We start from the raw sequence: 24,370 nt of genomic DNA, 5'->3' as shown, positions 1-24,370 counted from the left end.
GGTCAGCCCTCCGGGGGCCCGCCCGCGTCCGGCCGCTCGTCGGCACGGCGGAAGCTCTGCGTGAGCCAGGCCGAGAACGACCCGACGACCGCGCCGATCAGGACGACGCCCAGGAACATCACCCCCACCGCGATCACCCGTCCGCGCACCGTCACCGGCACGAGGTCGCCGTAGCCGGTCGTGGTGATCGTGGAGCACAGCCACCACACCGACTGGCCGTAGGTGCGGATCTGCGCGCCGGGCGCGTTGTGCTCGTCCGCGTACACCTGCAGGCTCGCCGCGAAGCCGAGGAGCAGCGCGCTGAGCCCCGCGTACCCCATCACCCGGGCCTCCAGGGAGAACCGCGGCTGCTTGTGGAGGTCCTGGACCCTCCCGTAGATCTGCAGCAGACGCAGCGGGCGCAGCAGCGGCAGGACCACCACGACCAGGTCGAGCCAGCGGCGGCGGACGTAACTCCAGCGGTGGGGCGCGACGGCCACCCGGACCAGGTAGTCCAGCACGAAGAGTCCCCAGGTCACGACGGTGACCGTCAGCAGCAGGTCGGACCATTCGGGCGGCAGGTCCGGGACGAGCACGCGCACCGCGTACGTGACGAGGAACACCAGGGACGCGATGGACAGCGGCACACTGCCCCGACGCTCCCACTCCCGCAGCCGCCGGTCGTCATCCATGGGCATGGAGCCAGCATCGTGCCCCGCACGCGGGAGCGCCCCCGGCGACACGCAGGGCCGGGACGACGCCATATGCTGCAAGGCATGACGAGTGAGCCGGAACTGCAGAACGGAGTCGGGACGCAGGACGCGTTCCAGCGCCTGTGGACGCCGCACCGCATGGCGTACATCCAGGGCGAGAACAAGCCGACCGGCCCAGGGGCCGGCGACGGCTGCCCCTTCTGTGCGATTCCGGAGATGAGCGACGAGGACGGGCTCGTCATCGCGCGCGGCGACGCCGTCTACGCGGTCCTCAACCTCTACCCGTACAACGGCGGCCACCTGATGGTGGTGCCCTACCGTCACGTCGCGGACTACACCGACCTCGACGGGCCGGAGACCATCGAGCTCGCCGAGTTCACCAAGCGCGCCATGGTCGCGCTGCGCTCGGCCTCGGGCGCGCACGGCTTCAACATCGGCATGAACCAGGGCACCGTGGCGGGCGCCGGGATCGCCGCGCACCTGCACCAGCACGTGGTGCCGCGCTGGGGCGGCGACACCAACTTCATGCCGGTGGTCGGCCACACCAAGGTGCTGCCGCAGCTCCTCGCCGACACCCGCAAGATGCTCGCCGACGCCTGGCCGGCCGGCTGACCCGGTCCGTCCCGCCGACCGGGCCGGGGCCGGGCGGCGCGCGAGCCGTCCGCCCCGGGGCCCGTCAGTAGACGTCGGCCTCGCTGGGCGAGGCGTCCTGCACCATGTTGCTCAATATGCCCGAGCGGTTGTTGAACTTCGAGACGTCCACCCCGTTCTCCTCCATGACGGTGATGGCCGCGGAGTGCACCGCCCGCAGCACGGGGGTGGCGGCGCGCAGGGCGTCGTCGGCCATGAAACGGTGGTTCCAGGGCTGTGAGGCCCAGCTGTGCCGCAGACCGAAGGGCTCGGGCAGGACGATCTTGCCGCCGAGGTGGTCGAGCACCTGGGGGAAACGGGTCAGGGGGGCGCGGGCGGCCAGCCGCACCACCTCGTCGCTCGTCACGAGCGGCAGCTGCACCTTCTTCGTCTCCCAGAACTTGACCGGGTGGGCTATCTCCTTCTCCTTGGCCTCCGGTGCCGTGGTGAACAGGGAGTGCACCGGTCCGAGCGCGTGCCCGGTCACCTCGATCCGCAGCGTGCTCGCCAGCACGGTCACGGTGACCATCATGGTGATCACCAGCTGACCGTCCCAGACCACGAACTGCAGACCCAGGTAGTGCCGGTTGCCCTTGTCGAACTGCTGCTCGTTGCAGATCCGCTGGATCTCGAAGTCGCGGACGGTGTAGCCGTCGACGTCGGAGCCGGTGGGCCGGGTGATCTTCTTGGCGCCCTCGCCGACGTGGGAGACGACCCAGTGCTGTATCAGCGGCTTGGGGAAACCACCGGTGTGCAGCGGGCCGCGCTGCAGGCCGCGCAACTTGCCGTGGATCACCTTGATGACGTCCCAGCTGCGGAAGGGGTGGATCTCGCTCAGCCCTTCGCGGGGCGTCAGCTCCTCGGCCATGTGCCAGGCGCCCCACCGGGCGCCCATGCCGAGCACGCCCTTGGGGCCTTGGTAGAAGACCACGTTGCTCTGCTGCTCGGCGGAGAGCTTGGCCAGGCTCTGGCGCAGCTTCTCGGCCCGGGTCTGGTTGGGGTTGCGCGGCACGGCCTCGGGGATCTTCGCGCCGACGCCGCTGCCCGAGACCAGCCCCGCCCAGCGTTCGCGCAGGTCCTTGGCGGTCTGCTCGCAGAGCCGCTTCGCCCAGAACCAGCCGAGGACCGGGGCCACCATCATCACCCGCAGGTACTGCGACCAGAAGCCGGTGAGCGGCGGGTTGACGACGAAGAGGACGGCGAAGAAGCCGACCACGAGCAGCACCACCGAGCCGAGCAGCCCTGCCCGGGAGCCCTCGGACCTCCGTACGAGGGCCCGCAGTTGGAAGGCGCCCAGCCAGACCAGCATCCCGGGCAGGAAGAGCAGGCCGAACACGACCATCACGGCCGTCAGCTTGTTGTCGCGCTCCTGGCGGATCCGGTTGGCGGCCAGGCAGTGCTCGACGACGGTCTGCGGCTCTGCGCCGAAGGACTGCACCAGCTCGTTCCGGGAGGCGCCCAGCATCCGGTTCTGCACGGCGCGGGCGAAGGCCTCGCCCAGGTTCGCCTGCAGCAGCTTGACCTTCGCCTCCTTGACCGACGACTTGCCCGCGTCGGCCGTGGCGAGGGCATCCATGGGACTGTCGCGGTACGCGGCCGACGCGAGGGCCTGGGTGGCCCCCGTCTGCCCGTCGACACCGCTCAGCGGTATCTGCGCGCCCGGGCTCAGGAAGTCGAAACCGTCGGTCACTGCCGCCCCCTTCTGGTCCCCGCCCGTGCGGACGTGAACCCGCACGGCCCTTTCCCCGGTCGCGGCCCCGGCACACCTGCGAGGCCGCCCACCCAGCGTATACGGGGGGTGTGACGTGCGTCATCGGCCCGGCGGAAGAAGATCGTTCCGCCGGGCCGCCAACGTCCCCCGTACGGGGGTTACTTGCCGGACTCCTGGGCGTGCTGCTCCCTCAGCTTCTGCGCCAGCTGGGGCGGCATCGGCTCGTGCCGGGCGTAGCTGCGGCCGTACCGTCCGGTGCCGTGCGACAGCGACCGCAGGTCGACCGCGTAGCGCCCGATCTCGATCTCCGGTACCTCGGCCCGCACCAACGTGCGTCCCAGGCCGACCGGTTCGGTGCCCAGCACCCGTCCGCGGCGCCCGGACAGGTCGCTCATCACCGGCCCGACGTACTCGTCCGGCACCATGACGCGGATCTCGCTGACCGGTTCCAGCAGGTGGATGCGGCACTGCGTGGCCGCCTCGCGCAGGGCGAGCGCGCCCGCGGTCTGGAAGGCGGCGTCGGAGGAGTCCACCGAGTGCGCCTTGCCGTCGACCAGGGTGATGCGGATGTCCTCGACCGGGAAGCCGAGGGCCACGCCCTTGGCGGCCTGGGCGCGGACGCCCTTCTCCACCGAGGGGATGAACTGCCGCGGTACCGCGCCTCCGACGACCTTGTCGACGAACTGGATGCCGGAGCCGACCGGCAGCGGTTCGACCTCGATGTCGCAGATGGCGTACTGGCCGTGCCCGCCGGACTGCTTGACGTGCCGTCCGCGCGCCGTCGACTTCTCGCCGAAGGTCTCGCGGAGCGCCACCTTGTGCGGCACGGCGTCGACCTGCACGCCGTAGCGCGTGCGCAGCCGCTCCAGCGCCACGTCCATGTGGGCCTCGCCCAGGCACCACAGCACGACCTGCCGGGTGTCGGGGTTCTGCTCCAGCCGCATCGTGGGGTCCTCGGCGACGAGCCGGGACAGGCCGACGGAGAGCTTGTCCTCGTCGGCCTTGCTGTGCGCCTGGATCGCGACCGGCAGCAGGGGGTCCGGCATCAGCCAGGGCTCCATGAGCAGCGGGTCGTCCTTGGCGGAGAGCGTGTCGCCGGTCTCCGCGCGGGTCAGCTTGGCGACGCAGGCCAGGTCGCCGGCCACGCAGTGCGGCACCGTCCGCTGCTGTTTGCCGAAGGGCGAGGACAGGGCGCCGACGCGCTCGTCGACGTCGTGGTCCTCGTGGCCGCGGTCCTCCAGGCCGTGGCCGGAGACGTGGACGGTCTCGTCGGGGCGCAGGGTGCCGGAGAACACCCGCACGAGGCTGATCCGCCCCACGTACGGGTCGGAGGAGGTCTTCACGACCTCGGCGGCCAGCGGTCCGTCCGGATCGCAGGTGAGCTGCGCGTGCGACGTCCCCTGGGGCGTGCTGACCTGGGGGACCTCACGTTCCAGCGGCGTCGGGAAGCCGCCGGTGACCAGTTCCAGCAGTTCCACGGTGCCGATGCCCTGCTTGCAGCCCTCCGCGGCCGGCGCGGCGGCCAGCACGGGGTGGAAGGAGCCGCGCGCCACGGCACGCTCCAGGTCCTGGACCAGCGTCTTGAGGTCGAGCTCCTCGCCGCCCAGGTAGCGGTCCATGAGGGTCTCGTCCTCGCTCTCGGCGATGATCCCCTCGATCAGCCGGGCGCGCGCGTCGTCCATCGCGGGCAGCTGCGCCTCGTCCGGCGGGCGCTCCTCGCGCTTGCCGGAGGAGTAGTCGTAGACCCGCTGCGACAGCAGGCCGATGAGCCCGGTCACGGGTGTGTGGCCGTCCGCGGTCTCCTCCCCGTGGAGCGGGAGGTACAGCGGCAGCACCGAGTCGGGGGAGTCGCCCCCGAAGGCCTCACGGCACGTCTCGGTCATCTCCTCGAAGTCGGCCCGTGCCGCCTCCAGGTGCGTGACGACCACCGCACGCGGCATGCCGACCGCCGCGCACTCCTCCCAGACCATCCGGGTGGCGCCGTCGACGCCGTCGGCCGCCGAGACGACGAAGAGGGCCGCGTCCGCTGCCCGCAGACCGGCCCTGAGTTCCCCCACGAAGTCGGCGTACCCGGGGGTGTCCAGCAGATTGATCTTGATTCCGTCCCACTCCACCGGTACCAGCGAGAGCTGTACCGAGCGTTGCTGACGGTGTTCGATCTCGTCGTGGTCGGAGACGGTCCCGCCGTCGGCCACGTGCCCGGCGCGGTTCACCGCCCCTGTCGCCAGGGCGAGCGCCTCGACCAGCGTCGTCTTCCCGGAGCCACTGTGGCCGACCAGCACCACGTTGCGTACATCCTGGGGCCGGCCGGCCGCCAATGCCCTTCCGGCGGCTCCCGGACCTGCGTCTCTCCTGTCGCCCATGTGCCTCGCCTCCCGGTCCGTCACGGCATGGGGACTGGCGCCACGGGAGACCACCCGCCCAGGGCGGTCTGCAGTGACGCCCGCGGTAATTCGACCTTCCCACGCCCGTCACGGTGCGTCCATACGTCGTACGTGCCGCGGTAGGACGGGAGCCACGGACCTGCCGCGGAACGCGCCTGGCTACGATGGGCCAGCCGGACGGCCGACGGGGTCGTGCCGGTGCACCCCACGAACCTCCGGGAAGGCCATGCTGAACAAGTACGCGCGTGCTTTCTTCACGCGTGTCCTCACACCGTTCGCCGCGTTTCTGCTCCGCCGGGGCGTCAGCCCGGACACGGTCACGCTGATCGGCACGGGAGGCGTGGTCGCGGGAGCGCTGGTCTTCTACCCCAGGGGCGAGTTCTTCTGGGGCACGGTCGTCATCACCCTGTTCGTCTTCTCGGACCTGGTGGACGGCAACATGGCCCGCCAGGCGGGCGTCTCCAGCCGCTGGGGCGCCTTCCTGGACTCCACCCTGGACCGGGTGGCCGACGCGGCCATCTTCGGCGGGCTGGCGCTCTGGTACGCCGGGGGCGGGGACGACCTCGTGCTGTGCGCGGTGACGATCTTCTGCCTCGCCAGCGGCCAGGTGGTCTCGTACACCAAGGCGCGCGGTGAGAGCATCGGACTGCCGGTCGCGGTCAACGGCTTGGTCGAACGGGCCGAGCGACTGGTGATCTCACTGGTGGCCTGCGGCTTCGCGGGGCTCCACAAGTTCGGCGTCCCCGGCATCCAGTGGCTGCTGCCGATCGCCCTGTGGATCGTGGCCGTCGGCAGCCTGGTGACGCTGGTGCAGCGGGTGATCACCGTGCGCCGCGAGGCCTTCGAGGCCGACGCGGCGGCGCACGAAGGGAGCGGGCGGGCGTGAAGGACGGGCTGACCGACGCGCTGTACGGACTGGGCTGGGGTGCGGTCAAACGGCTGCCGGAACCCGCTGCGGCGCGGCTCGGCCGGTCCGTCGCCGACCTGGCCTGGAGCCGCCGCGGCAAGGGCGTGCAGCGCCTGGAGTCCAACCTGGCCAGGGTCGTGCCCGACGCCGACGAGGCGCGGCTGCGGGAGCTGTCGAAGGCCGGCATGCGCTCGTACCTGCGCTACTGGATGGAGTCCTTCCGGCTGCCGGCCTGGAGTAAGGAACGCATCCGCTCCGCGTTCGACTGCAAGGACCTGCACCACCTCGAGGACGGCCTGGCCTCCGGCCGCGGCGTCGTCCTCGCCCTGCCGCACATGGCCAACTGGGACCTCGCGGGCGCCTGGGTCACCACCCGGCTCGGGGTGCCCTTCGCCACCGTCGCCGAGCGGCTCAAGCCCGAGAGCCTGTACGACCGCTTCGTCGCCTACCGCGAGGGCCTGGGCATGGAGGTGCTGCCGCACACCGGCGGCGCCGCCTTCGGCGCGCTGGCCCGGCGGCTGCGCGGCGGCGGCCTGGTGTGCCTGGTCGCCGACCGCGACCTGTCCTCCTCCGGCGTCGAGGTGGACTTCTTCGGCGAGGCCACGCGCATGCCCGCGGGCCCCGCGCTCCTCGCCCAGCAGACCGGGGCGCTGCTGCTGCCGGTCACCTTGTGGTACGACGACTCGCCCAACCTCCAGGGCCAGGTCCACGCACCGATCGAGGTGCCGGAGGACGGCACGCGGGCGGAGCGGACCGCCGTCATGACGCAGCGCCTGGCGGACGTCTTCGCCGCCGGCATCGCCGCGCACCCCGAGGACTGGCACATGCTGCAGCGGCTGTGGCTCGCAGACCTGGAACCGCGGGCGGACGCGCCCGCCGGGCAACCGGCAGGGCGCGAAGCGGCGTCCTCCCCGGTGTCCGGCGACCCCACCGACCGCTCCGGAACGGAGAAGCCTTGAGGATCGGGATCGTCAGCCCGTACTCGTGGGACGTCCCAGGCGGCGTCCAGTTCCACATCCGCGACCTCGCCGAGCACCTCATCGCGCTCGGCCACGAGGTCTCCGTCCTGGCGCCGGCCGACGACGACACCCCGCTGCCGCCGTACGTCACCTCCTCCGGCCGTGCCGTGCCCGTGCCGTACAACGGCTCGGTCGCGCGGCTGAACTTCGGCTTCCTGTCGGCCGCGCGGGTGCGTCGCTGGCTCCACGAGGGCGCCTTCGACGTCATCCACGTCCACGAGCCCTCCTCGCCCTCCCTCGGCCTGCTGACCTGCTGGGCCGCGCAGGGGCCGATCGTGGCCACCTTCCACACCTCCAACCCGCGCTCCCGGGCGATGATCGCCGCCTACCCGATCCTGCAGGCGGCGCTGGAGAAGATCAGCGCCCGCATCGCGGTCAGCGAGTACGCCCGGCGCACCCTGGTCGAGCACCTGGGCGGGGACGCCGTGGTCATCCCGAACGGCGTCGACGTGGGCTTCTTCGCCGACGCCGAGCCGAAGACGGAGTGGCAGGGCGGAGGTCCCCCCGGCGAAGACAGGGGGAGGACCATCGGCTTCATCGGGCGGATCGACGAGCCCCGCAAGGGCCTGCCCGTGCTGATGAAGGCCCTGCCGAAGATCCTCGCCCAGCAGCCGGGCACCCGGCTGCTGGTCGCCGGGCGCGGCGACGAGGCCGAGGCCGTGGAGGGCCTGCCCAAGGAGATGCGCGACCGGGTCGAGTTCCTCGGCATGGTCAGCGACGAGGACAAGGCGCGGCTGCTGCGCAGCGTCGACCTGTACGTGGCGCCCAACACCGGCGGCGAGAGCTTCGGCATCATCCTGGTCGAGGCCATGTCGGCCGGGGCGCCGGTGCTCGCCAGCGACCTGGACGCCTTCCGCCAGGTGCTCGACGGGGGCGCGGCCGGCGAGCTCTTCCCCAACGAGGACCCGGACGCGCTGGCCGCCTCCGCCGTACGGCTCCTGGGCGACGCCGAGCGGCGTGCCCAGCTGCGCGAGCTGGGCTCCCGGCACGTCCGGCGCTTCGACTGGTCGGTCGTGGCCGCCGACATCCTCGCGGTGTACGAGACCGTCACCGCCGGCGCCGTGGCGGTCGCCGCCGACGAGCGGGTGGGCCTGCGGGCCCGCTTGGGCTTCGCCCGCGACTGACCCCGGAACCGCCACCCGCGACCGAAGCCCGCGACCGAAGCCCGCCGCCGGCGCCCCGGCGGTCCGCCGCCCGGTGGGCCGCACCGGGCGCACCGGTAGCCTTGCGGCCCGTGACCACCTTCATCTGGGTCGCCGTGGCGCTGGTCGCCGTCGGCCTCTACCTGAGCTGGACCGCGGGCCGGCTGGACCGCCTGCACGCCCGTATCGACGCCGCCCGGGCCGCGCTGGACGCGCAGCTGCTGCGCAGGGCCTCCGTGGCCCAGGAGCTGGCCACGGCGGGGGTGCTGGACCCGGCGGCGAGCATCGTGCTCTACGAGGCCGCGCACTCCGCCCGGCAGGCCCTGGACGAACAGCGCGAGGTGGCCGAGAGCGAACTCAGCCAGGCGCTGCGCGCGGTCTTCGCCGAGTCCGACGCGGTCGACGCCGTCCGGGCCGCCCCCGGCGGCGACGAGGCCGCGCGCGAGCTCACCCAGGCGGTACGCCGGGTGCCGATGGCGCGGCGCTTCCACAACGACGCCGTGCGCGCCGCCAGGGCGCTGCGCGAGCACCGCAAGGTGCGCTGGTTCCGGCTCGCCGGGCACGCGGCGCAGCCGGTGACGTTCGAGATGGACGACGAGCCCCCGGTCGTCCTGACCGCGGAGGGCGTGGCAGGCCACTGAGGAGCGATTGGCCCTTTTGCGGTCCACTTCGTGCGGTCCACCATGAAACACAGAGCAGCCATCGGTGTTCCGCCGGTCGTCCGTGAGGAGGCCCGCAGACGCCGTGGGCTGCCGTGACCCTGCAGTTGAGTCTCCGAGTGAGGTCCCCGTGTCCACCACGCTTCCCAGCACCCCCGAGTCCCCCGAGACCGGCACCGCCCGCGTCAAGCGCGGTATGGCCGAGCAGCTCAAGGGTGGCGTGATCATGGACGTCGTCACCCCCGAGCAGGCCAAGATCGCCGAGGACGCGGGCGCCGTCGCCGTCATGGCGCTGGAGCGGGTCCCCGCCGACATCCGCAAGGACGGCGGCGTGGCCCGCATGTCCGACCCGGACATGATCGAGGGCATCATCGACGCCGTCTCGATCCCGGTGATGGCCAAGTCCCGCATCGGCCACTTCGTCGAGGCCCAGGTCCTGCAGTCGCTCGGCGTCGACTACATCGACGAGTCCGAGGTGCTCACCCCGGCCGACGAGGTCAACCACTCCGACAAGTGGGCCTTCACCACGCCCTTCGTCTGCGGCGCCACCAACCTGGGCGAGGCCCTGCGCCGCATCGCCGAAGGCGCGGCCATGATCCGCTCCAAGGGCGAGGCCGGCACCGGCAACGTGGTCGAGGCCGTCCGTCACCTGCGCCAGATCAAGAACGAGATCGCCCGCCTGCGCGGCTACGACAACCACGAGCTGTACGCCGCGGCCAAGGAGCTGCGCGCCCCGTACGAGCTCGTCAAGGAGGTCGCCGAGCTCGGCAAGCTGCCGGTCGTGCTGTTCTCCGCGGGCGGTGTCGCCACCCCTGCCGACGCGGCGCTGATGCGCCAGCTCGGCGCCGAGGGCGTCTTCGTCGGCTCCGGCATCTTCAAGTCCGGCGACCCCGCCAAGCGGGCCGCCGCCATCGTGAAGGCCACCACCTTCTACGACGACCCCAAGATCATCGCGGACGCCTCCCGCAACCTGGGTGAGGCCATGGTCGGCATCAACTGCGACACCCTCCCCGAGGCCGAGCGCTACGCCAACCGCGGCTGGTAGGCGCCCCACCCCCCGCGATGGGCAGGCCGGCGACGGCCTGCCCATCGTCCGTTGCCCCACCCGACGTTCCGGAAGGTCCCAGCCCGTGTCCAGCAGCACCCCGACCATCGGAGTCCTCGCCCTGCAGGGCGACGTCCGCGAGCACCTGGTCGCGCTCGCCGAGGCCGACGCCCTGGCCCGCCCCGTGCGGCGGCCCGAGGAACTGGCCGAGGTGGACGGTCTGGTGGTCCCGGGCGGCGAGTCGACCACGATGTCCAAGCTCGCCACGCTCTTCGGCATGATGGAGCCGCTGCGCGACCGCATCCGGGACGGGCTTCCGGTCTACGGCACCTGCGCCGGGATGATCATGCTCGCCGACAAGATCCTGGACGGCAGGGACGACCAGGAGACCTTCGGCGGGATCGACATGATCGTGCGCCGCAACGCCTTCGGCCGGCAGAACGAGTCCTTCGAGACCGCGGTCGAGGTCGAGGGCGTGGAAGGCGGCCCGGTCGAGGGCGTCTTCATCCGCGCACCCTGGGTCGAGTCCACCGGCAGCGGGGTCGCCACGCTGGCCCGGCTCGACGACGGAACGGTCGTCGCCGTGCGCCAGGGCAACCTCCTGGCCACCTCGTTCCACCCCGAACTGACCGGGGACCACCGGGTGCACCGGTACTTCGTCGACATGGTGCGCGCCGCCCGGTGAGGTGATCCCGGTAGGATCGCAGTGTTCGTGAAGCAATCGGTGACGTGAAGGAGACAGGCTGATGTCCGGCCACTCTAAATGGGCTACGACGAAGCACAAGAAGGCCGTGATCGACGCCAAGCGCGGCAAGCTCTTCGCGAAGCTGATCAAGAACATCGAGGTCGCCGCCCGCGCGGGCGGCGCCGACATCTCCGGTAACCCGACCCTCTTCGACGCCATCCAGAAGGCGAAGAAGAGCTCGGTGCCCAACAAGAACATCGACAGCGCGGTCAAGCGCGGTGCCGGGCTCGAGGCGGGCGGTGCCGACTACGAGACGATCATGTACGAGGGCTACGGCCCCAACGGTGTCGCGGTGCTCATCGAGTGCCTCACCGACAACCGCAACCGCGCCGCCTCCGACGTGCGCGTCGCCATGACCCGCAACGGCGGCTCCATGGCCGACCCCGGCTCGGTGTCCTACCTGTTCAACCGCAAGGGCGTCGTGATCGTCCCCAAGGGCGAGCTCAACGAGGACGACGTGCTCGGCGCGGTCCTGGACGCGGGCGCCGAGGAGGTCAACGACCTCGGTGAGTCCTTCGAGGTGCTCAGCGAGGCGACCGACCTCGTCGCGGTGCGCTCGGCGCTCCAGGATGCGGGCATCGACTACGACTCCGCCGAGGCCAACTTCGTCCCCACCATGCAGGTGGAGCTGGACGAGGAGGGCGCGCGCAAGATCTTCAAGCTCATCGACGCGCTCGAGGACAGCGACGACGTGCAGAACGTCTTCGCCAACTTCGACGTCTCCGACGAGATCATGGAGAAGGTCGAGGCCTGATCCGGTCCGGCAGGACGTACGGCAGGACGGCGGCCCGTGGGGAGGACACACCCCCACCGGGCCGCCGTCGTTGTCGGTGGCACCCGATAGCCTCCAGGGGCCGCTTGAACGGCTGTCCGAGGGAGGGAGGGGCGCGGTGCGTGTGCTGGGTGTGGACCCGGGGCTGACCCGCTGCGGCGTGGGCGTGGTGGACGGTGCCCCCGGCAAGCCGCTGCGCATGGCCGGCGTCGGGGTCGTCCGCACCCCGGTGGAGGCCGACATCGGCCATCGCCTGGTGCTGATCGAGCGCGGCATAGAGGCCTGGCTGGACGAGTACGCGCCCCAAGCCGTCGCCGTGGAACGGGTGTTCAGCCAGCACAACGTGCGCACCGTGATGGGCACGGCCCAGGCCAGCGCCGTCGCCATGCTCTGCGCCTCCCGCCGCGGCCTGCCCGTCCACCTGCACACCCCCAGCGAGGTCAAGGCCGCCGTCACCGGCAGCGGCCGGGCCGACAAGGCACAGGTCGGTGCCATGGTCACCCGGCTGCTGCGGCTCGACGCCCCACCGAAGCCCGCCGACGCCGCCGACGCGCTGGCGCTCGCCATCTGTCACATCTGGCGCGGCACCGCGACCAACCGCCTCCAGCAGGCCGTCGCCCGAGCACGAACCCAGGAGCCCAGCACATGATCGCCTTCGTCAGCGGGCCCGTCGCCGCCCTCGCCCCGGACATCGCGGTGATCGAGGTCGGTGGCATCGGCATGGCCGTCCAGTGCTCCCCGGGCACCCTGGCATCGCTGCGCCTGGGGGAGCAGGCCCGGCTCGCCACCTCCCTCGTCGTCCGCGAGGACTCCCTCACCCTCTACGGCTTCGCCGACGACGACGAGCGCCAGGTCTTCGAACTGCTGCAGACCGCCAGCGGCGTCGGTCCCCGGCTCGCCCAGGCCATGCTCGCGGTGCACAGCCCCGACGCGCTGCGCACGGCCGTCGCCACCGGCGATGAGAAGGCCCTGACCGCCGTCCCGGGCATCGGCAAGAAGGGCGCCCAGCGGCTGCTGCTGGAGCTGAGGGACCGCCTCGGCGCCCCCGTGGGCGCGGCGGGCGTCGCACGCCCCGCGGTGGCCGCAGGGCCCGCCTCCTGGCGCGAGCAGCTGCACGCCGCGCTGATCGGCCTGGGCTACCAGCCGCGCGAGGCGGAGGAGGCCGTGGCCGCGGTGACGCCGCAGGCGGAGGCGAGCGCCGAGCCGCAGGTCGGCGCCCTCCTGCGGGCCGCCCTGCAGACCCTGAACCGAGCCCGCTGACCGTAGCCCGCCGAGCGTAAGGCGCACCGAAGTGAACTGGGACGACGAGTCCGTACCGACCACCGCCGACCGTCTCGTCGGCGCTGCCGCAGACGGCGAGGACCAGGCCGTCGAGGCGGCGCTGCGGCCCAAGGCGCTGGAGGAGTTCGTCGGCCAGGAGCGGGTCCGCGAGCAGCTCGACCTGGTGCTGAAGGCCGCGCGCCAGCGGGGCGGCACCGCGGACCACGTGCTGCTCTCCGGCGCCCCCGGGCTCGGCAAGACGACCCTGTCGATGATCATCGCGGCCGAGATGGGCGCCCCGATCCGCATCACCTCCGGCCCCGCCATCCAGCACGCCGGGGACCTCGCGGCGATCCTCTCCTCCCTCGCCGAGGGCGAGGTGCTCTTCCTCGACGAGATCCACCGGATGTCCCGGCCCGCCGAGGAGATGCTCTACATGGCGATGGAGGACTTCCGGGTCGACGTCATCGTCGGCAAGGGACCCGGCGCCACCGCCATCCCCCTCGAGCTGCCGCCGTTCACCCTGGTCGGCGCCACGACCCGGGCCGGTCTGCTGCCGCCGCCGCTGCGCGACCGCTTCGGCTTCACCGGCCACATGGAGTTCTACGCCCCGGCCGAGCTGGAGCGGGTCATCCACCGCTCCGCGCGCCTGCTGGACGTCGAGATCGAGCCCGAGGGGGCTGCGGAGATCGCCGGCCGCTCCCGGGGCACCCCGCGCATCGCCAACCGACTCCTGCGCCGCGTACGGGACTTCGCGCAGGTGAAGGTCGACGGCGTGGTCACGCGCGAGGTCGCCGCCCGGGCACTGGACGTGTACGAGGTCGACGGCCGCGGCCTGGACCGGCTGGACCGCGCCGTGCTGCAGGCCCTGCTGGGGCTCTTCGGCGGCGGTCCGGTGGGGCTGTCGACGCTGGCGGTGGCCGTGGGGGAGGAGCGGGAGACGGTGGAGGAGGTGGCCGAGCCGTTCCTGGTGCGCGAGGGGCTCCTGGCGCGCACACCCCGTGGCCGCGTAGCCACTCCCGCTGCCTGGGCACACCTTGGACTCGTGCCGCCACAGGGCGGCGGACCCGGGCAAGACGGGCTGTTCGGCCCTTGACGGCGGGGAGACTCGCCGCCGCAGGAACCTCGGTGTAATGCTTGGCGTTGTTCCACCGGCGAACGAACGCTTAGACTCCGCCGACGTCGTGCCTCCGGGACCGACACCCACAATCCCGTAGACCAGGCCCCAGCGGCCGTGCGAAGGATCGTCAAGACACCATGAATCTGGTTCAAATCCTGCCTTTCGTCCTGATCATCGGTGTCATGCTGCTGATGACCCGTTCCGCGAAGAACCGTCAGCGCCAGGCCACGCAGATGCGTGACCAGATGTCCCCCGGCTCGGGCGTCCGGACGATCGGCGGCATGTACGCCGTCGTCAAGGAGGTCAACGAGGACACGGTCCTGCTGGAGCTGGCCGACGGCGTCCACGCGCACTTCGCGAAGAACGCCATCGCCGCCGTCCTCGACCAGGCCGAGTACGACCGTGTCGTCCACGGCATCGACCCGGAGCCCGAGCTCGAGGCGCACGACGCCGAGGACGTCGAGGACGTCGAGAAGGCCGACGAGCACGTCGACCTGAGCAAGACCGCCGACGAGGGCGTGACCGAGGACGCCTCCAAGACGGACGGCACCGACAAGAAGTAACGGCCCGGCCGGTACGTTTCAGGTTCGGCAAGTCCGTACTACTCATCGTGCCGCCCTGCTGCGCGCGCAGGTCCGCAGGGCGGTTGGACAGGGAGAATCGAGAAGGTGGCAGCACCGAAGAGGGGCCGTAAGCCCTCGGGGAGCCAGGGATACCCCGGGCGGGCGCTGGCAGTGATCCTGCTGGCCATCGTGGCGCTTACCGGAGGGATGTTCCTCTCCGGCCACACCACCCCCCGGCTGGGCATCGACCTCGCCGGCGGTACGAGCATCACGCTGACGGCCAAGAGCGACCAGGCCGGCGCGATCAACAAGACCAACATGGACACCGCCAAGGCGATCATCGACCGGCGTGTCAACGGTCTTGGTGTCTCGGAAGCCGAAAGCCAGATCCAGGGCGACCGGAACATCATCGTCAACATCCCCAAGGGCACCAACGCCGCGCAGGCCGAGCAGCAGGTCGGCACCACGGCCCAGCTCTACTTCCGCCCGGTGCTCGCCGAGGTGGCCAACGCCCCGGCGGCGTCGGAGTCGCCCGGCGCCAGCCCCTCGGGCTCGCCCTCGTCCCCGGCCTCGCCGTCCGCGAGCGCCTCCACCGGTGCCAAGGTCTCCGGCTCCCCGTCCGCGAGCGCCTCGACGCAGGGCCGCGCCGTCACCGACGCGCTGAAGGCCTCGTCGACGCCGTCCGCCTCCGCTTCGGGCTCGCCCTCGCCGACCCCGACGCCTTCGGCGAGCGCCGCGGCCCCCGGGAGCACGCTGGACACCTCCATCCCGGAGGACCTGCAGGCGAAGCTCGCCGCGCTGGACTGCTCCGACGCGAAGACGCGCGCCAACCTGAACCTCAAGGCCAAGCCGACCGACAAGATCGTCGCGTGCAGCCAGGACGGCGGCGCCAAGTACGCCCTCGGTCCCTCCGCGGTCGACGGCAAGAACGTCAGCAAGGCCGCCGCGCAGTTCGACACCCAGGGCGGCAACGGCTGGGTCGTCACCCTGAACTTCGACGGCACCGGCTCCAAGGCCTTCTCGAAGATCACCTCTCAGCTGTCCCAGCAGCAGCCGCCGAACAACCAGTTCGCGATCGTGCTGGACAACGAGGTCGTCTCCGCCCCCTCGGTGAACCAGACCCTGAGCGGAAGCGCCGAGATCTACGGCAGCTTCACCCAGGAGAGCTCCCAGGACCTGGCGAACGTCCTGTCCTACGGCTCCCTGCCGCTCACCTTCGACAAGTCGGACGTCACCAAGGTCTCGGCGGCGGTCGGCGGCGAGCAGCTGCACGGCGGCCTCATCGCCGGCGGCGTCGGCCTCGCCCTGGTCGTGCTCTACCTGGTCGCCTACTACCGCGGCCTGAGCTTCGTGGCGATCCTGAGCCTCATCGTCTCGGCGATCCTCACCTACGAGATCATGACGCTGCTCGGCCCGGCCATCGGCTTCGCACTGAACCTGCCGGCGGTCTGCGGCGCCATCGTGGCCATCGGCATCACCGCGGACTCGTTCATCGTCTTCTTCGAACGCATCCGTGACGAGCTGCGCGAGGGCCGCTCCCTGCAGCCGGCCGTGGCCCGTGGCTGGCCGCGCGCCCGCCGCACGATCCTCGTCTCGGACTTCGTGTCGTTCCTGTCGGCCGCCGTGCTCTTCGTCGTCTCGGTCGGCAAGGTGCAGGGCTTCGCCTTCACCCTGGGTCTGACGACGCTGCTCGACGTGGCCGTGGTGTTCCTCTTCACCAAGCCGCTGATGACGATCCTGGCCCGCAAGAAGTTCTACGCCAGCGGACACCCCTGGTCCGGGCTCGACCCGCGTGCCCTGGGCGTCAACCCCCCGCTGCGCCGCACTCGCCGCCCCGCGGCCCGTACCGACGTCAAGGAGGCCTGATGTCCCGGCTCGGCAACCTCGGGCACCGCCTGCACCGAGGCGAGATCGCCTACGACTTCGTCGGCAAGCGCAAGCTCTGGTACGGCGTCTCGATCCTGATCACCATCGCGGCGATCGTCGGTCTCGCCGTCAACGGCCTCAAGCTCGGCATCGAGTTCTCCGGTGGCGCGGTCTTCACGACCCCGAAGACCGAGATGTCGGTCAGCCAGGTCCAGGACAAGATCGCCGGCAACACCGGTGGCCACCAGGCCATCGTGCAGAAGCTCGGCACGGGCGCCGTCCGCGTCCAGATCAGCGACATCTCGCTCACCGAGGCGAAGAAGATCCAGGGCGAGATCGCCGAGGACCTGAACGTCAAGTCGGCGGACATCGACCCGCAGATCATCGGTCCGAGCTGGGGCGACGAGATCTCCAAGAAGGCCTTCCAGGGCCTGGTGATCTTCATGGTCCTGGTGACGATCTACCTGGCGATCGCCTTCGAGTGGCGCAAAGCCGTGGCCGCGCTGATCGCCCTGATCCACGACCTCACGATCACCATCGGCGTCTACGCCATCGTGGGCTTCGAGGTCACCCCGGGCACCGTGATCGGCCTGCTGACCGTCCTCGGTTACTCCCTCTACGACACCGTCGTCGTCTTCGACGGTCTGAAGGAGTCCACCAAGGACATCACCAAGCAGAACCGCTACACGTACAGCGAGCTGGCCAACCGCAGCCTCAACCAGACCCTGGTGCGTTCGATCAACACCACGGTCGTGGCGCTGCTCCCGGTGGCGGGCCTGCTCTTCGTCGGCGGCGGTCTGCTCGGCGCGGGCATGCTCAACGACATCGCCCTGTCGCTCTTCGTCGGCCTCACCGCCGGTGCGTACTCCTCGATCTTCATCGCGACCCCGCTGGTCGCGGACCTCAAGGAGCGCGCCCCGGAGATGAAGGCGCTGCGCAAGCGCGTGCTCGCCAAGCGCGCCGCCGACGCCCGCCGCGGCGAGGACGGCGTGGACGAGCCGCAGGACGGGATCCCCGCGGACGAGGACGGCGGACCGGCGGAGGACGACACCCACGCGGGTGCCGCCGTCGTCGGCGGCCAGCGCAACCAGCCGGCCCGCAACCGCAGCCGCAACCGTCCCTCCGGCAAGCGCCGCTGAGGACGCAGCGGACGTTCGACGAGTCGCAGCGACGAAGGACCGAGGAACACCACCGATGACCATCGCGGACGCCACCCCGGAAGGGCTGCGCAGCCTGCTGCTCAGCCGCATACGGGACGTGCCCGACCACCCGAAGCCGGGCGTGACGTTCAAGGACATCACCCCGCTGCTGGCCGACCCCGCGGCGTTCAACGCGCTGATCGACGCCCTGGCCGGGCTCTGTGCCCGGCACGGCGCCGACAAGGTCGTCGGCCTCGAGGCGCGCGGGTTCATCCTCGCCGCCCCGGCGGCCGCCCGCGCCGGGCTCGGGTTCGTGCCCGTGCGCAAGGCGGGCAAGCTGCCCGGGGCGACGCTGGGCCAGGCGTACGAGCTGGAGTACGGCACCGCCGAGATCGAGGTCCACCAGGACGCCTTCTCGGCCGGTGACCGGGTCCTGGTCATCGACGACGTGCTCGCCACCGGCGGCACGGCGGAGGCGTCCCTGGAGCTGATCCGCCGCACCGGCGCCGACGTCGCCGGTGTCGCGGTCCTCCTGGAACTGGGCTTCCTCGGCGGGCGCGCCCGCCTCGCCCGGTCCCTGGGCGGTGCCCCCCTGGAGGCACTGATCGCGGTCTGAGCACCCTTCTCCGACGTGTGGCGCCAGAGTCCCGGCTCCGGCGCCACACGCATGTCCGGATGCGGGGACGCGAGGACGCGGGGATGCCGGGACGACCGCGGGCGCCGAGGGCCTGACCAGCCCGTCGGCGGCTCGACGGCGGGAGGCGGGCTCCCGGCCCGGAAGCGGTCCGGGGCCCGCCTCCGGGCGTTGCGGGGGGTCCACGGGGCGGACGGGACGCGGTCCACCCGGTCAGATCGCTACCATGGTGTCTCGGAACCTCCCTCCTCGCCCGTCTCCGGCCGGGAGGGGACCAGAAGGAGTGCCCTTGCAAGAAGAGGCCAGGCAGGCTCAGCCGACGACGACCGCAGACGGGAAGCAGGCGGCTGCCCTCTCCGCGGCTCCTCCCGTCGCGCCCGCCGCACCCGCGGAGAGCAAGGCCGCAGGGCCCGCTCCCGCCGCCCCGGCGACCCCCGCCGCCCGGCCCGCACGCACTCCCGGGAGCGTGGCCCCGAACCGGCCCGCCACCTCCTCCAACCGTGTCCGTGCCCGTCTCGCCCGGCTCGGCGTCCAGCGTTCCAGCCCGTACAACCCGGTCCTGGAGCCCCTGCTGCGCATAGTCCGCAGCAACGACCCCAAGGGCGACACGTCGCAGCTGCGCCAGATCGAGCGCGCCTACCAGGTCGCCGAGCGCTGGCACCGCGGCCAGAAGCGCAAGAGCGGCGACCCGTACATCACGCACCCGCTGGCGGTCACGACGATCCTGGCCGAGCTGGGCATGGACCCGGCGACGCTGATGGCCGGGCTGCTGCACGACACCGTCGAGGACACCGAGTACGGCCTGGACGCGCTGCGCCGCGACTTCGGCGACTCCGTCGCGCTGCTGGTGGACGGCGTCACCAAGCTGGACAAGGTCAAGTTCGGCGAGGCCGCGCAGGCCGAGACGGTGCGCAAGATGGTCGTCGCCATGGCGAAGGACCCGCGCGTGCTGGTCATCAAGCTCGCGGACCGCCTGCACAACATGCGCACCATGCGTTACCTCAAGCGGGAGAAGCAGGAGAAGAAGGCCCGCGAGACGCTGGAGATCTACGCCCCGCTGGCGCACCGGCTGGGCATGAACACCATCAAGTGGGAGCTGGAGGACCTCGCGTTCGCGATCCTCTACCCCAAGATGTACGACGAGATCGTCCGGCTGGTCGCCGAGCGCGCCCCCAAGCGGGACGAGTACCTGGCGGTCGTCACCGACCAGGTGCAGCAGGACCTGCGCGCCGCCCGCATCAAGGCGACCGTCACCGGTCGCCCCAAGCACTACTACAGCGTCTACCAGAAGATGATCGTGCGGGGCCGGGACTTCGCCGAGATCTACGACCTGGTGGGCATCCGCGTCCTGGTCGACACCGTCCGCGACTGCTACGCGGCGCTGGGCACCATCCACGCGCGGTGGAACCCGGTGCCGGGGCGGTTCAAGGACTACATCGCGATGCCCAAGTTCAACATGTACCAGTCGCTCCACACGACGGTCATCGGGCCCAGCGGCAAGCCGGTCGAGATCCAGATCCGCACCTTCGACATGCACCGCCGCGCCGAGTACGGCATCGCGGCGCACTGGAAGTACAAGCAGGAGGCCGTCGCCGGCGCCTCCAAGGTGCGCACCGACAGCCCGAAGTCCGCCAAGAAGGACGACGCCGTCAACGACATGGCGTGGCTGCGGCAGTTGCTCGACTGGCAGAAGGAGACGGAGGACCCGGGCGAGTTCCTGGAGTCGCTGCGCTTCGACCTGTCCCGCAACGAGGTCTTCGTCTTCACCCCCAAGGGTGATGTCATCGCGCTGCCCGCCGGCGCGACCCCCGTCGACTTCGCGTACGCAGTCCACACCGAGGTCGGCCACCGCACGATAGGGGCGCGGGTCAACGGCCGCCTGGTGCCGCTGGAGTCGACCCTCGACAACGGCGACACCGTGGAGGTCTTCACCTCCAAGGCGGCGGGCGCCGGCCCGTCCCGCGACTGGCTCGGCTTCGTCAAGTCCCCGCGCGCCCGCAACAAGATCCGCGCCTGGTTCTCCAAGGAGCGCCGCGAGGAGGCCGTCGAGCAGGGCAAGGAAGCCATCGCGCGTGCGATGCGCAAGCAGAACCTGCCGATCCAGCGGGTGCTCACCGGCGACTCGCTCGTCACGCTCGCCCACGAGATGCGCTACCCCGACATCTCCGCGCTCTACGCGGCGATCGGCGAGGGGCACATCACCGCGCAGTCCGTCGTGCACAAACTCGTCGAGGCCCTGGGCGGTGAGGAGGGCGCGACCGAGGACATCGCCGAGGTCACGACCCCGTCGCGCAGCCGCACCAAGCGCCGCTCGGCCGCCGACCCGGGTGTCATCGTCAAGGGCGAGAAGGACGTCTGGGTCAAGCTGTCCCGCTGCTGCACCCCGGTGCCGGGCGACCCGATCATCGGCTTCGTCACCCGCGGCAACGGCGTCTCCGTGCACCGGGCCGACTGCGTGAACGTCGAGTCGCTCTCGCAGCAGCCCGAGCGGATCATCGACGTCGAGTGGGCGCCGACCCAGTCCTCGGTCTTCCTGGTCGCCATCCAGGTCGAGGCGCTGGACCGGTCCCGTCTGCTGTCGGACGTCACGCGTGTCCTGTCCGACCAGCACGTCAACATCCTGTCCGCCGCCGTCCAGACCTCCCGCGACCGGGTGGCCACCTCGCGCTTCACCTTCGAGATGGGCGACCCCAAGCACCTCGGGCACGTCCTGAAGGCCGTGCGCGGCGTCGAGGGCGTCTACGACGTGTACCGGGTGACGTCGGCGCGCCAGCGCTGACACGGCGCGGAGAAGCACGCAGAAGGGCCCGCACGCCTCGCGTACGGGCCCTTCGTCCTTCGTGGTCCTGCCGATGCCCCGGTGGCTCAGCGGAGCATCAGCCGAGCCTCAGCCGCCGAACTCGTCCAGGGACTTCAGCGCCTGGTCGAGCAGCGCCTGCCGCCCGTCCAGTTCCCGCTGCAGCTTGTCGGCCTTGGAGGTGTTCCCCGCCGCCCGCGCCGCCTCGATCTGCTCGCGCAGCTTGTCGACGGCCGCCTGGAGCGCCCCGGTCAGGCCCGCGGCACGCGCCCGCGCCTCGGGGTTGGTGCGGCGCCACTCGGCCTCCTCGGCCTCCTGGATGGAGCGCTCCACCGCGTGCATGCGGCCCTCGATGCGCGGCCGGGCGTCGCGCGGCACGTGGCCGATCGCCTCCCAGCGCTCGTTGATGCCGCGGAAGGCGGCGCGCGCCGCCTTCAAGTCGGTGACCGGGAGCAGCTTCTCGGCCTCGATGGCCAGCTCCTCCTTCAGCGTGAGGTTCTCGCGCTGCTCGGTGTCGCGCTCGGCGAAGACCTCGGAGCGGGCCGCGAAGAAGACGTCCTGGGCGCCGCGGAAGCGGTTCCACAGGTCCTCCTCCGCCTCGCGCTGGGCGCGGCCGGCGGCCTTCCAGTCGGTCATCAGCTCGCGGTAGCGCGCCGCCGTGGGACCCCAGTCGGTGGAGCCGGACAGCGCCTGCGCCTCCTCCACCAGCTTCTCCTTGCGCCGGCGGGCGTCCTCGCGCTGCGAGTCGAGCGCCGCGAAGTGGGCCTTGCGCCGCTTGGAGAAGACCGAACGGGCGTGGCTGAAGCGGTGCCACAGCTCGTCGTCGGTCTTGCGGTCCAGCCGGGGCAGGCCCTTCCAGATGTCGACCAGGGCGCGCAGCCGCTCACCGGCGGCCCGCCACTGCTCGCTCTGCGCCAGCTGCTCGGCCTCGGTGACCAGGTCCTCCTTGGCCGTCTTGGCCTCCTCGGAGGCCTTGGCCTTGGCGACCTTGCGCTCCTCGCGGCGCGCGTCGACCTGGTCGGTCAGCGCGTCCAGCCGCTTGGCGAGGGCTTCCAGGTCTCCCACGGCGTGGGCCTCGGTCACCGTGGCGCGCAGGTGATCGATGGCGGTCAACGCGTCCTTGGGGGACAGGTCGGTGGTCTTCACCCGGCGTTCGAGGAGGCCGATCTCGACGACGAGGCCCTCGTATTTCCGCTCGAAGTAGGCGAGCGCCTCCTCAGGGGAGCCTGCCTGCCACGAGCCGACTTCACGCTCGCCATCGGCCGTACGCACGTACACGGTCCCCGTCTCGTCGACGCGGCCCCACGGGTCGCTGCTCACAGCGCCTCCTCCACGTGATGCCCGGCCGCCGTACGGCTCGCGGGCATCGTCCACAGTTCCATTCGGCCGGGCCGTGCCCTGACCGGTCCGACGGTCCGCTCACATCCATGGTGCAGCCGTCGGAGCAGGCACCCTACACAACGCCAACATAGGCGACCGGTGCCCCGGCTGTCCGCATCCCGCACCCGCGAAATTCACCTGCGGGTGCGGGACGCGGCGGTCAGGACTTCCCGACCGTCGCCTTGTTGATCACCACGGTGGCGTTCGGGGCGCCGTCTCCGGCACCGGTCGACTCGCCCGCGGCCGCGATCTTGTCCAGCACCTTCATGCCGGCCGCGCTGATCGTCCCGAACGGGGTGTAGTTCGGCGGCAGCGGGCTGTCCTTGTAGACCAGGAAGAACTGGCTGCCGCCGGTGTGCGCCTGGCCGGTGTTGGCCATGGCGACCGTGCCTGCCGGGTACGTGCCCCCGGCGATCTCCTTCGCCTTCAGGTTCTCGTCCGGGATGGTGTAGCCGGGGCCGCCGCTGCCCTGGGCCGTCGGATCGCCGCACTGCAGCACGTAGATGCCGCTGGTGGTGAGCCGGTGGCACTTCGTGTGGTCGAAGTAGCCCTTGCCGGCCAGGAACGCGAAGGAGTTGACCGTGTGCGGGGCGTTCTTCGCGTCGAGGTCCAGCGCGATGTCGCCACAGGTCGTCTGCAGCGCGAAGGTGTACTTCGCCGCGGTGTCGACGGTGACCGCGGGCTCCTTCTTCCACTGCTCCGTGCCGGGGCTGCCCGCGGCGGGCTTGGCGCACGGGTCGGGCGCCTTGCTCGTCTCCGCGGGGGTGGGGGAGGCGCCCGCGGCGGCGGCGTCGTCCTTCTTGGGGTCCGAACCGAAGGCGCCGGCCGCCCAGGCCGTGGCGCCCGCCGCCAGGACCACGGCGAGCACGGCGGCGACCACCGCGTTGCGCCGTACGGTCTTCCGGTGGGCCTGCACACGGCGGTCGTGCTGCCGCTCGAACTTCTCCCGGGCGAGCTGGCGCCGCCGCTGATCCTTGGTGACCACTGAGCCGTCTCCCGATGCGTTCTGCTCGTCGCGTCCGAATGTGACAAACGTTCGCCGCCGATCTTCGCGCCCGGCGCGCCCCCAGTCCAGCGACGTTACTGGTTCGCGATGGCCGCGTCGGCGCCGGTAGGCTCGTGGGACCGCCGTCGTGCGGTACGACCTGCCGAGAACGACTGCCGACAGAAGGACGAACGTGCTCATTGCCGGGTTCCCCGCCGGGGCCTGGGGCACCAACTGCTACGTGGTCGCCCCCGCCGCCGGTGAGGAGTGCGTGATCATCGACCCGGGCCACGAAGCGGCCCAGGGCGTCGAGGACACGCTCGCCAAACACCGTCTCAAGCCCGTCGCCGTCATCCTCACCCACGGCCATCTCGACCACACGGCCTCGGTCGTCCCGGTCTGCGGGGCCCATGGCGTCCCGGCCTGGATCCACCCCCGGGACCGCTACATGCTGAACGACCCGGAGAAGGCCCTCGGCCGCTCGATCGGCGCGCAGCTGCTCGGCGAACTGACCATCGGCGAGCCCGACGACCTGAAGGAGCTCACCGACGGCAGCACGCTGGAGCTCGCCGGTCTCGAGCTGTCCGTGGCGCACGCGCCCGGCCATACCGAGGGGTCGGTGACCTTCAGGCTCCCCGAGACCGCCGAGATCCCCTCGGTGTTCTTCTCGGGCGACCTGCTGTTCGCCGGCTCCGTCGGCCGCACCGATCTGCCCGGCGGTTCCATGGACGAGCTGTTCGTGTCGCTGGCCCGTGTGTGCCTGCCGCTCGACGACTCGACCGTGGTGCTGTCCGGCCACGGACCCCAGACGACCATCGGCCGTGAGCGCGCCACCAACCCGTACCTGGCGGAGGTGGCCCGCGGCCTCGGAGGGGACGACCACCCCGCCCCTCCGCGACGAGGAATGTGACGAGAGACCT

22 protein-coding genes are annotated in these 24,370 nt (G+C 71.5%); 17 read left to right on the top strand and 5 right to left on the bottom strand.

What is annotated here, in order from left to right; all coding sequences use genetic code 11:
• Positions 1–2: 2 nt before the first annotated feature.
• Positions 3–677 (bottom strand): potassium channel family protein, encoded by a 675-nt coding sequence (locus tag ABZ312_RS04300; protein ID WP_500324456.1) that lies wholly within the window; start codon positions 675–677, stop codon positions 3–5.
• 66 nt (positions 678–743) lie between these two features.
• Here ABZ312_RS04300 and ABZ312_RS04295 point away from each other — a divergent pair, with 66 nt between their 5' ends.
• Positions 744–1,304, top strand: a complete 561-nt coding sequence (locus ABZ312_RS04295) for an HIT family protein (protein ID WP_499510812.1) — start codon at positions 744–746, stop codon at positions 1,302–1,304.
• A gap of 64 nt (positions 1,305–1,368) precedes the next feature.
• Here ABZ312_RS04295 and ABZ312_RS04290 read toward each other — a convergent pair whose 3' ends face one another.
• Together ABZ312_RS04290 and ABZ312_RS04285 are read right to left on the bottom strand one after the other, a co-directional pair.
• On the bottom strand, positions 1,369–3,012 hold the full coding sequence (locus ABZ312_RS04290; protein WP_500324454.1) for an AbeC-like domain-containing protein: 1,644 nt from the start codon (positions 3,010–3,012) through the stop codon (positions 1,369–1,371).
• A 179-nt stretch (positions 3,013–3,191) separates the two neighbouring features.
• Positions 3,192–5,396 carry an elongation factor G-like protein EF-G2 gene (locus ABZ312_RS04285; RefSeq protein WP_500324452.1) on the bottom strand — a complete coding sequence of 735 codons (2,205 nt, stop codon included), beginning with the start codon at positions 5,394–5,396 and terminating at the stop codon, positions 3,192–3,194.
• A 247-nt stretch (positions 5,397–5,643) separates the two neighbouring features.
• Here ABZ312_RS04285 and pgsA point away from each other — a divergent pair, with 247 nt between their 5' ends.
• The 15 genes from pgsA to ABZ312_RS04210 all read left to right on the top strand — a co-directional run bounded on the left by pgsA (position 5,644) and on the right by ABZ312_RS04210 (position 21,067).
• Positions 5,644–6,303, top strand: a complete 660-nt coding sequence (pgsA, locus tag ABZ312_RS04280; protein WP_499510809.1) for a phosphatidylinositol phosphate synthase — start codon at positions 5,644–5,646, stop codon at positions 6,301–6,303.
• Positions 6,300–7,283 carry a phosphatidylinositol mannoside acyltransferase gene (locus tag ABZ312_RS04275; RefSeq protein WP_500324451.1) on the top strand — a complete coding sequence of 328 codons (984 nt, stop codon included), beginning with the start codon at positions 6,300–6,302 and terminating at the stop codon, positions 7,281–7,283. The genes pgsA and ABZ312_RS04275 overlap by 4 nt, the downstream gene beginning before the upstream one ends.
• Positions 7,280–8,467, top strand: coding sequence for a glycosyltransferase family 4 protein (locus ABZ312_RS04270; protein ID WP_500324449.1), 1,188 nt, complete (start codon positions 7,280–7,282; stop codon positions 8,465–8,467). Before ABZ312_RS04275 ends, ABZ312_RS04270 begins: the two co-directional genes overlap by 4 nt.
• 101 nt (positions 8,468–8,568) lie before the next feature.
• Positions 8,569–9,126, top strand: coding sequence for a LemA family protein (locus tag ABZ312_RS04265; RefSeq protein ID WP_500324448.1), 558 nt, complete (start codon positions 8,569–8,571; stop codon positions 9,124–9,126).
• A 148-nt stretch (positions 9,127–9,274) separates the two neighbouring features.
• Entirely contained in the window at positions 9,275–10,189 is a 915-nt protein-coding gene (pdxS, locus tag ABZ312_RS04260) for a pyridoxal 5'-phosphate synthase lyase subunit PdxS (protein ID WP_500324446.1), read from the top strand.
• A gap of 85 nt (positions 10,190–10,274) precedes the next feature.
• Positions 10,275–10,874, top strand: coding sequence for a pyridoxal 5'-phosphate synthase glutaminase subunit PdxT (pdxT, locus tag ABZ312_RS04255; RefSeq protein WP_500324444.1), 600 nt, complete (start codon positions 10,275–10,277; stop codon positions 10,872–10,874).
• A gap of 61 nt (positions 10,875–10,935) precedes the next feature.
• Positions 10,936–11,688 carry a YebC/PmpR family DNA-binding transcriptional regulator gene (locus tag ABZ312_RS04250; RefSeq protein ID WP_499510803.1) on the top strand — a complete coding sequence of 251 codons (753 nt, stop codon included), beginning with the start codon at positions 10,936–10,938 and terminating at the stop codon, positions 11,686–11,688.
• 136 nt (positions 11,689–11,824) lie between these two features.
• Positions 11,825–12,355: a crossover junction endodeoxyribonuclease RuvC gene (gene ruvC / locus ABZ312_RS04245; RefSeq protein ID WP_500436437.1), complete on the top strand. Its 531-nt coding sequence runs from the start codon at positions 11,825–11,827 to the stop codon at positions 12,353–12,355.
• Positions 12,352–12,966 (top strand): Holliday junction branch migration protein RuvA, encoded by a 615-nt coding sequence (ruvA, locus tag ABZ312_RS04240; RefSeq protein ID WP_500324442.1) that lies wholly within the window; start codon positions 12,352–12,354, stop codon positions 12,964–12,966. The genes ruvC and ruvA overlap by 4 nt, the downstream gene beginning before the upstream one ends.
• 31 nt (positions 12,967–12,997) lie before the next feature.
• Entirely contained in the window at positions 12,998–14,062 is a 1,065-nt protein-coding gene (ruvB, locus tag ABZ312_RS04235) for a Holliday junction branch migration DNA helicase RuvB (protein ID WP_500324441.1), read from the top strand.
• Positions 14,063–14,223: 161 nt separating this feature from the next.
• Complete coding sequence (gene yajC, locus ABZ312_RS04230; protein WP_500324439.1) at positions 14,224–14,649, top strand: preprotein translocase subunit YajC; 426 nt, start codon at positions 14,224–14,226, stop codon at positions 14,647–14,649.
• Positions 14,650–14,754: 105 nt separating this feature from the next.
• Positions 14,755–16,515, top strand: coding sequence for a protein translocase subunit SecD (gene secD, locus ABZ312_RS04225; RefSeq protein WP_500436436.1), 1,761 nt, complete (start codon positions 14,755–14,757; stop codon positions 16,513–16,515).
• Positions 16,515–17,654, top strand: a complete 1,140-nt coding sequence (secF, locus tag ABZ312_RS04220; RefSeq protein WP_500324436.1) for a protein translocase subunit SecF — start codon at positions 16,515–16,517, stop codon at positions 17,652–17,654. The genes secD and secF overlap by 1 nt, the downstream gene beginning before the upstream one ends.
• 55 nt (positions 17,655–17,709) lie before the next feature.
• On the top strand, positions 17,710–18,270 hold the full coding sequence (locus tag ABZ312_RS04215; protein ID WP_499510796.1) for an adenine phosphoribosyltransferase: 561 nt from the start codon (positions 17,710–17,712) through the stop codon (positions 18,268–18,270).
• 244 nt (positions 18,271–18,514) lie between these two features.
• On the top strand, positions 18,515–21,067 hold the full coding sequence (locus ABZ312_RS04210) for a RelA/SpoT family protein (RefSeq protein ID WP_500324435.1): 2,553 nt from the start codon (positions 18,515–18,517) through the stop codon (positions 21,065–21,067).
• 108 nt (positions 21,068–21,175) lie between these two features.
• Here the strand turns inward: ABZ312_RS04210 and ABZ312_RS04205 are convergent, their stop codons facing one another.
• Both ABZ312_RS04205 and ABZ312_RS04200 read right to left on the bottom strand, forming a co-directional pair.
• Positions 21,176–22,405, bottom strand: a complete 1,230-nt coding sequence (locus tag ABZ312_RS04205) for a DUF349 domain-containing protein (RefSeq protein ID WP_500436434.1) — start codon at positions 22,403–22,405, stop codon at positions 21,176–21,178.
• Positions 22,406–22,625: 220 nt separating this feature from the next.
• Entirely contained in the window at positions 22,626–23,450 is an 825-nt protein-coding gene (locus ABZ312_RS04200) for a peptidylprolyl isomerase (RefSeq protein ID WP_500324433.1), read from the bottom strand.
• Positions 23,451–23,643: 193 nt separating this feature from the next.
• Between ABZ312_RS04200 and ABZ312_RS04195 the strand changes: the two genes are divergently transcribed.
• Positions 23,644–24,360 carry an MBL fold metallo-hydrolase gene (locus ABZ312_RS04195; RefSeq protein ID WP_500324432.1) on the top strand — a complete coding sequence of 239 codons (717 nt, stop codon included), beginning with the start codon at positions 23,644–23,646 and terminating at the stop codon, positions 24,358–24,360.
• The last annotated feature ends 10 nt before the right edge of the window (positions 24,361–24,370 follow it).

The sequence above is a fragment of the Streptomyces sp. NPDC006207 genome (genome assembly GCF_040613835.1).
Lineage (GTDB): Bacteria > Actinomycetota > Actinomycetes > Streptomycetales > Streptomycetaceae > Actinacidiphila.
Note: the sequence above shows the minus strand (reverse complement) of the source record. Positions and strands in the feature narration are given on the sequence as shown.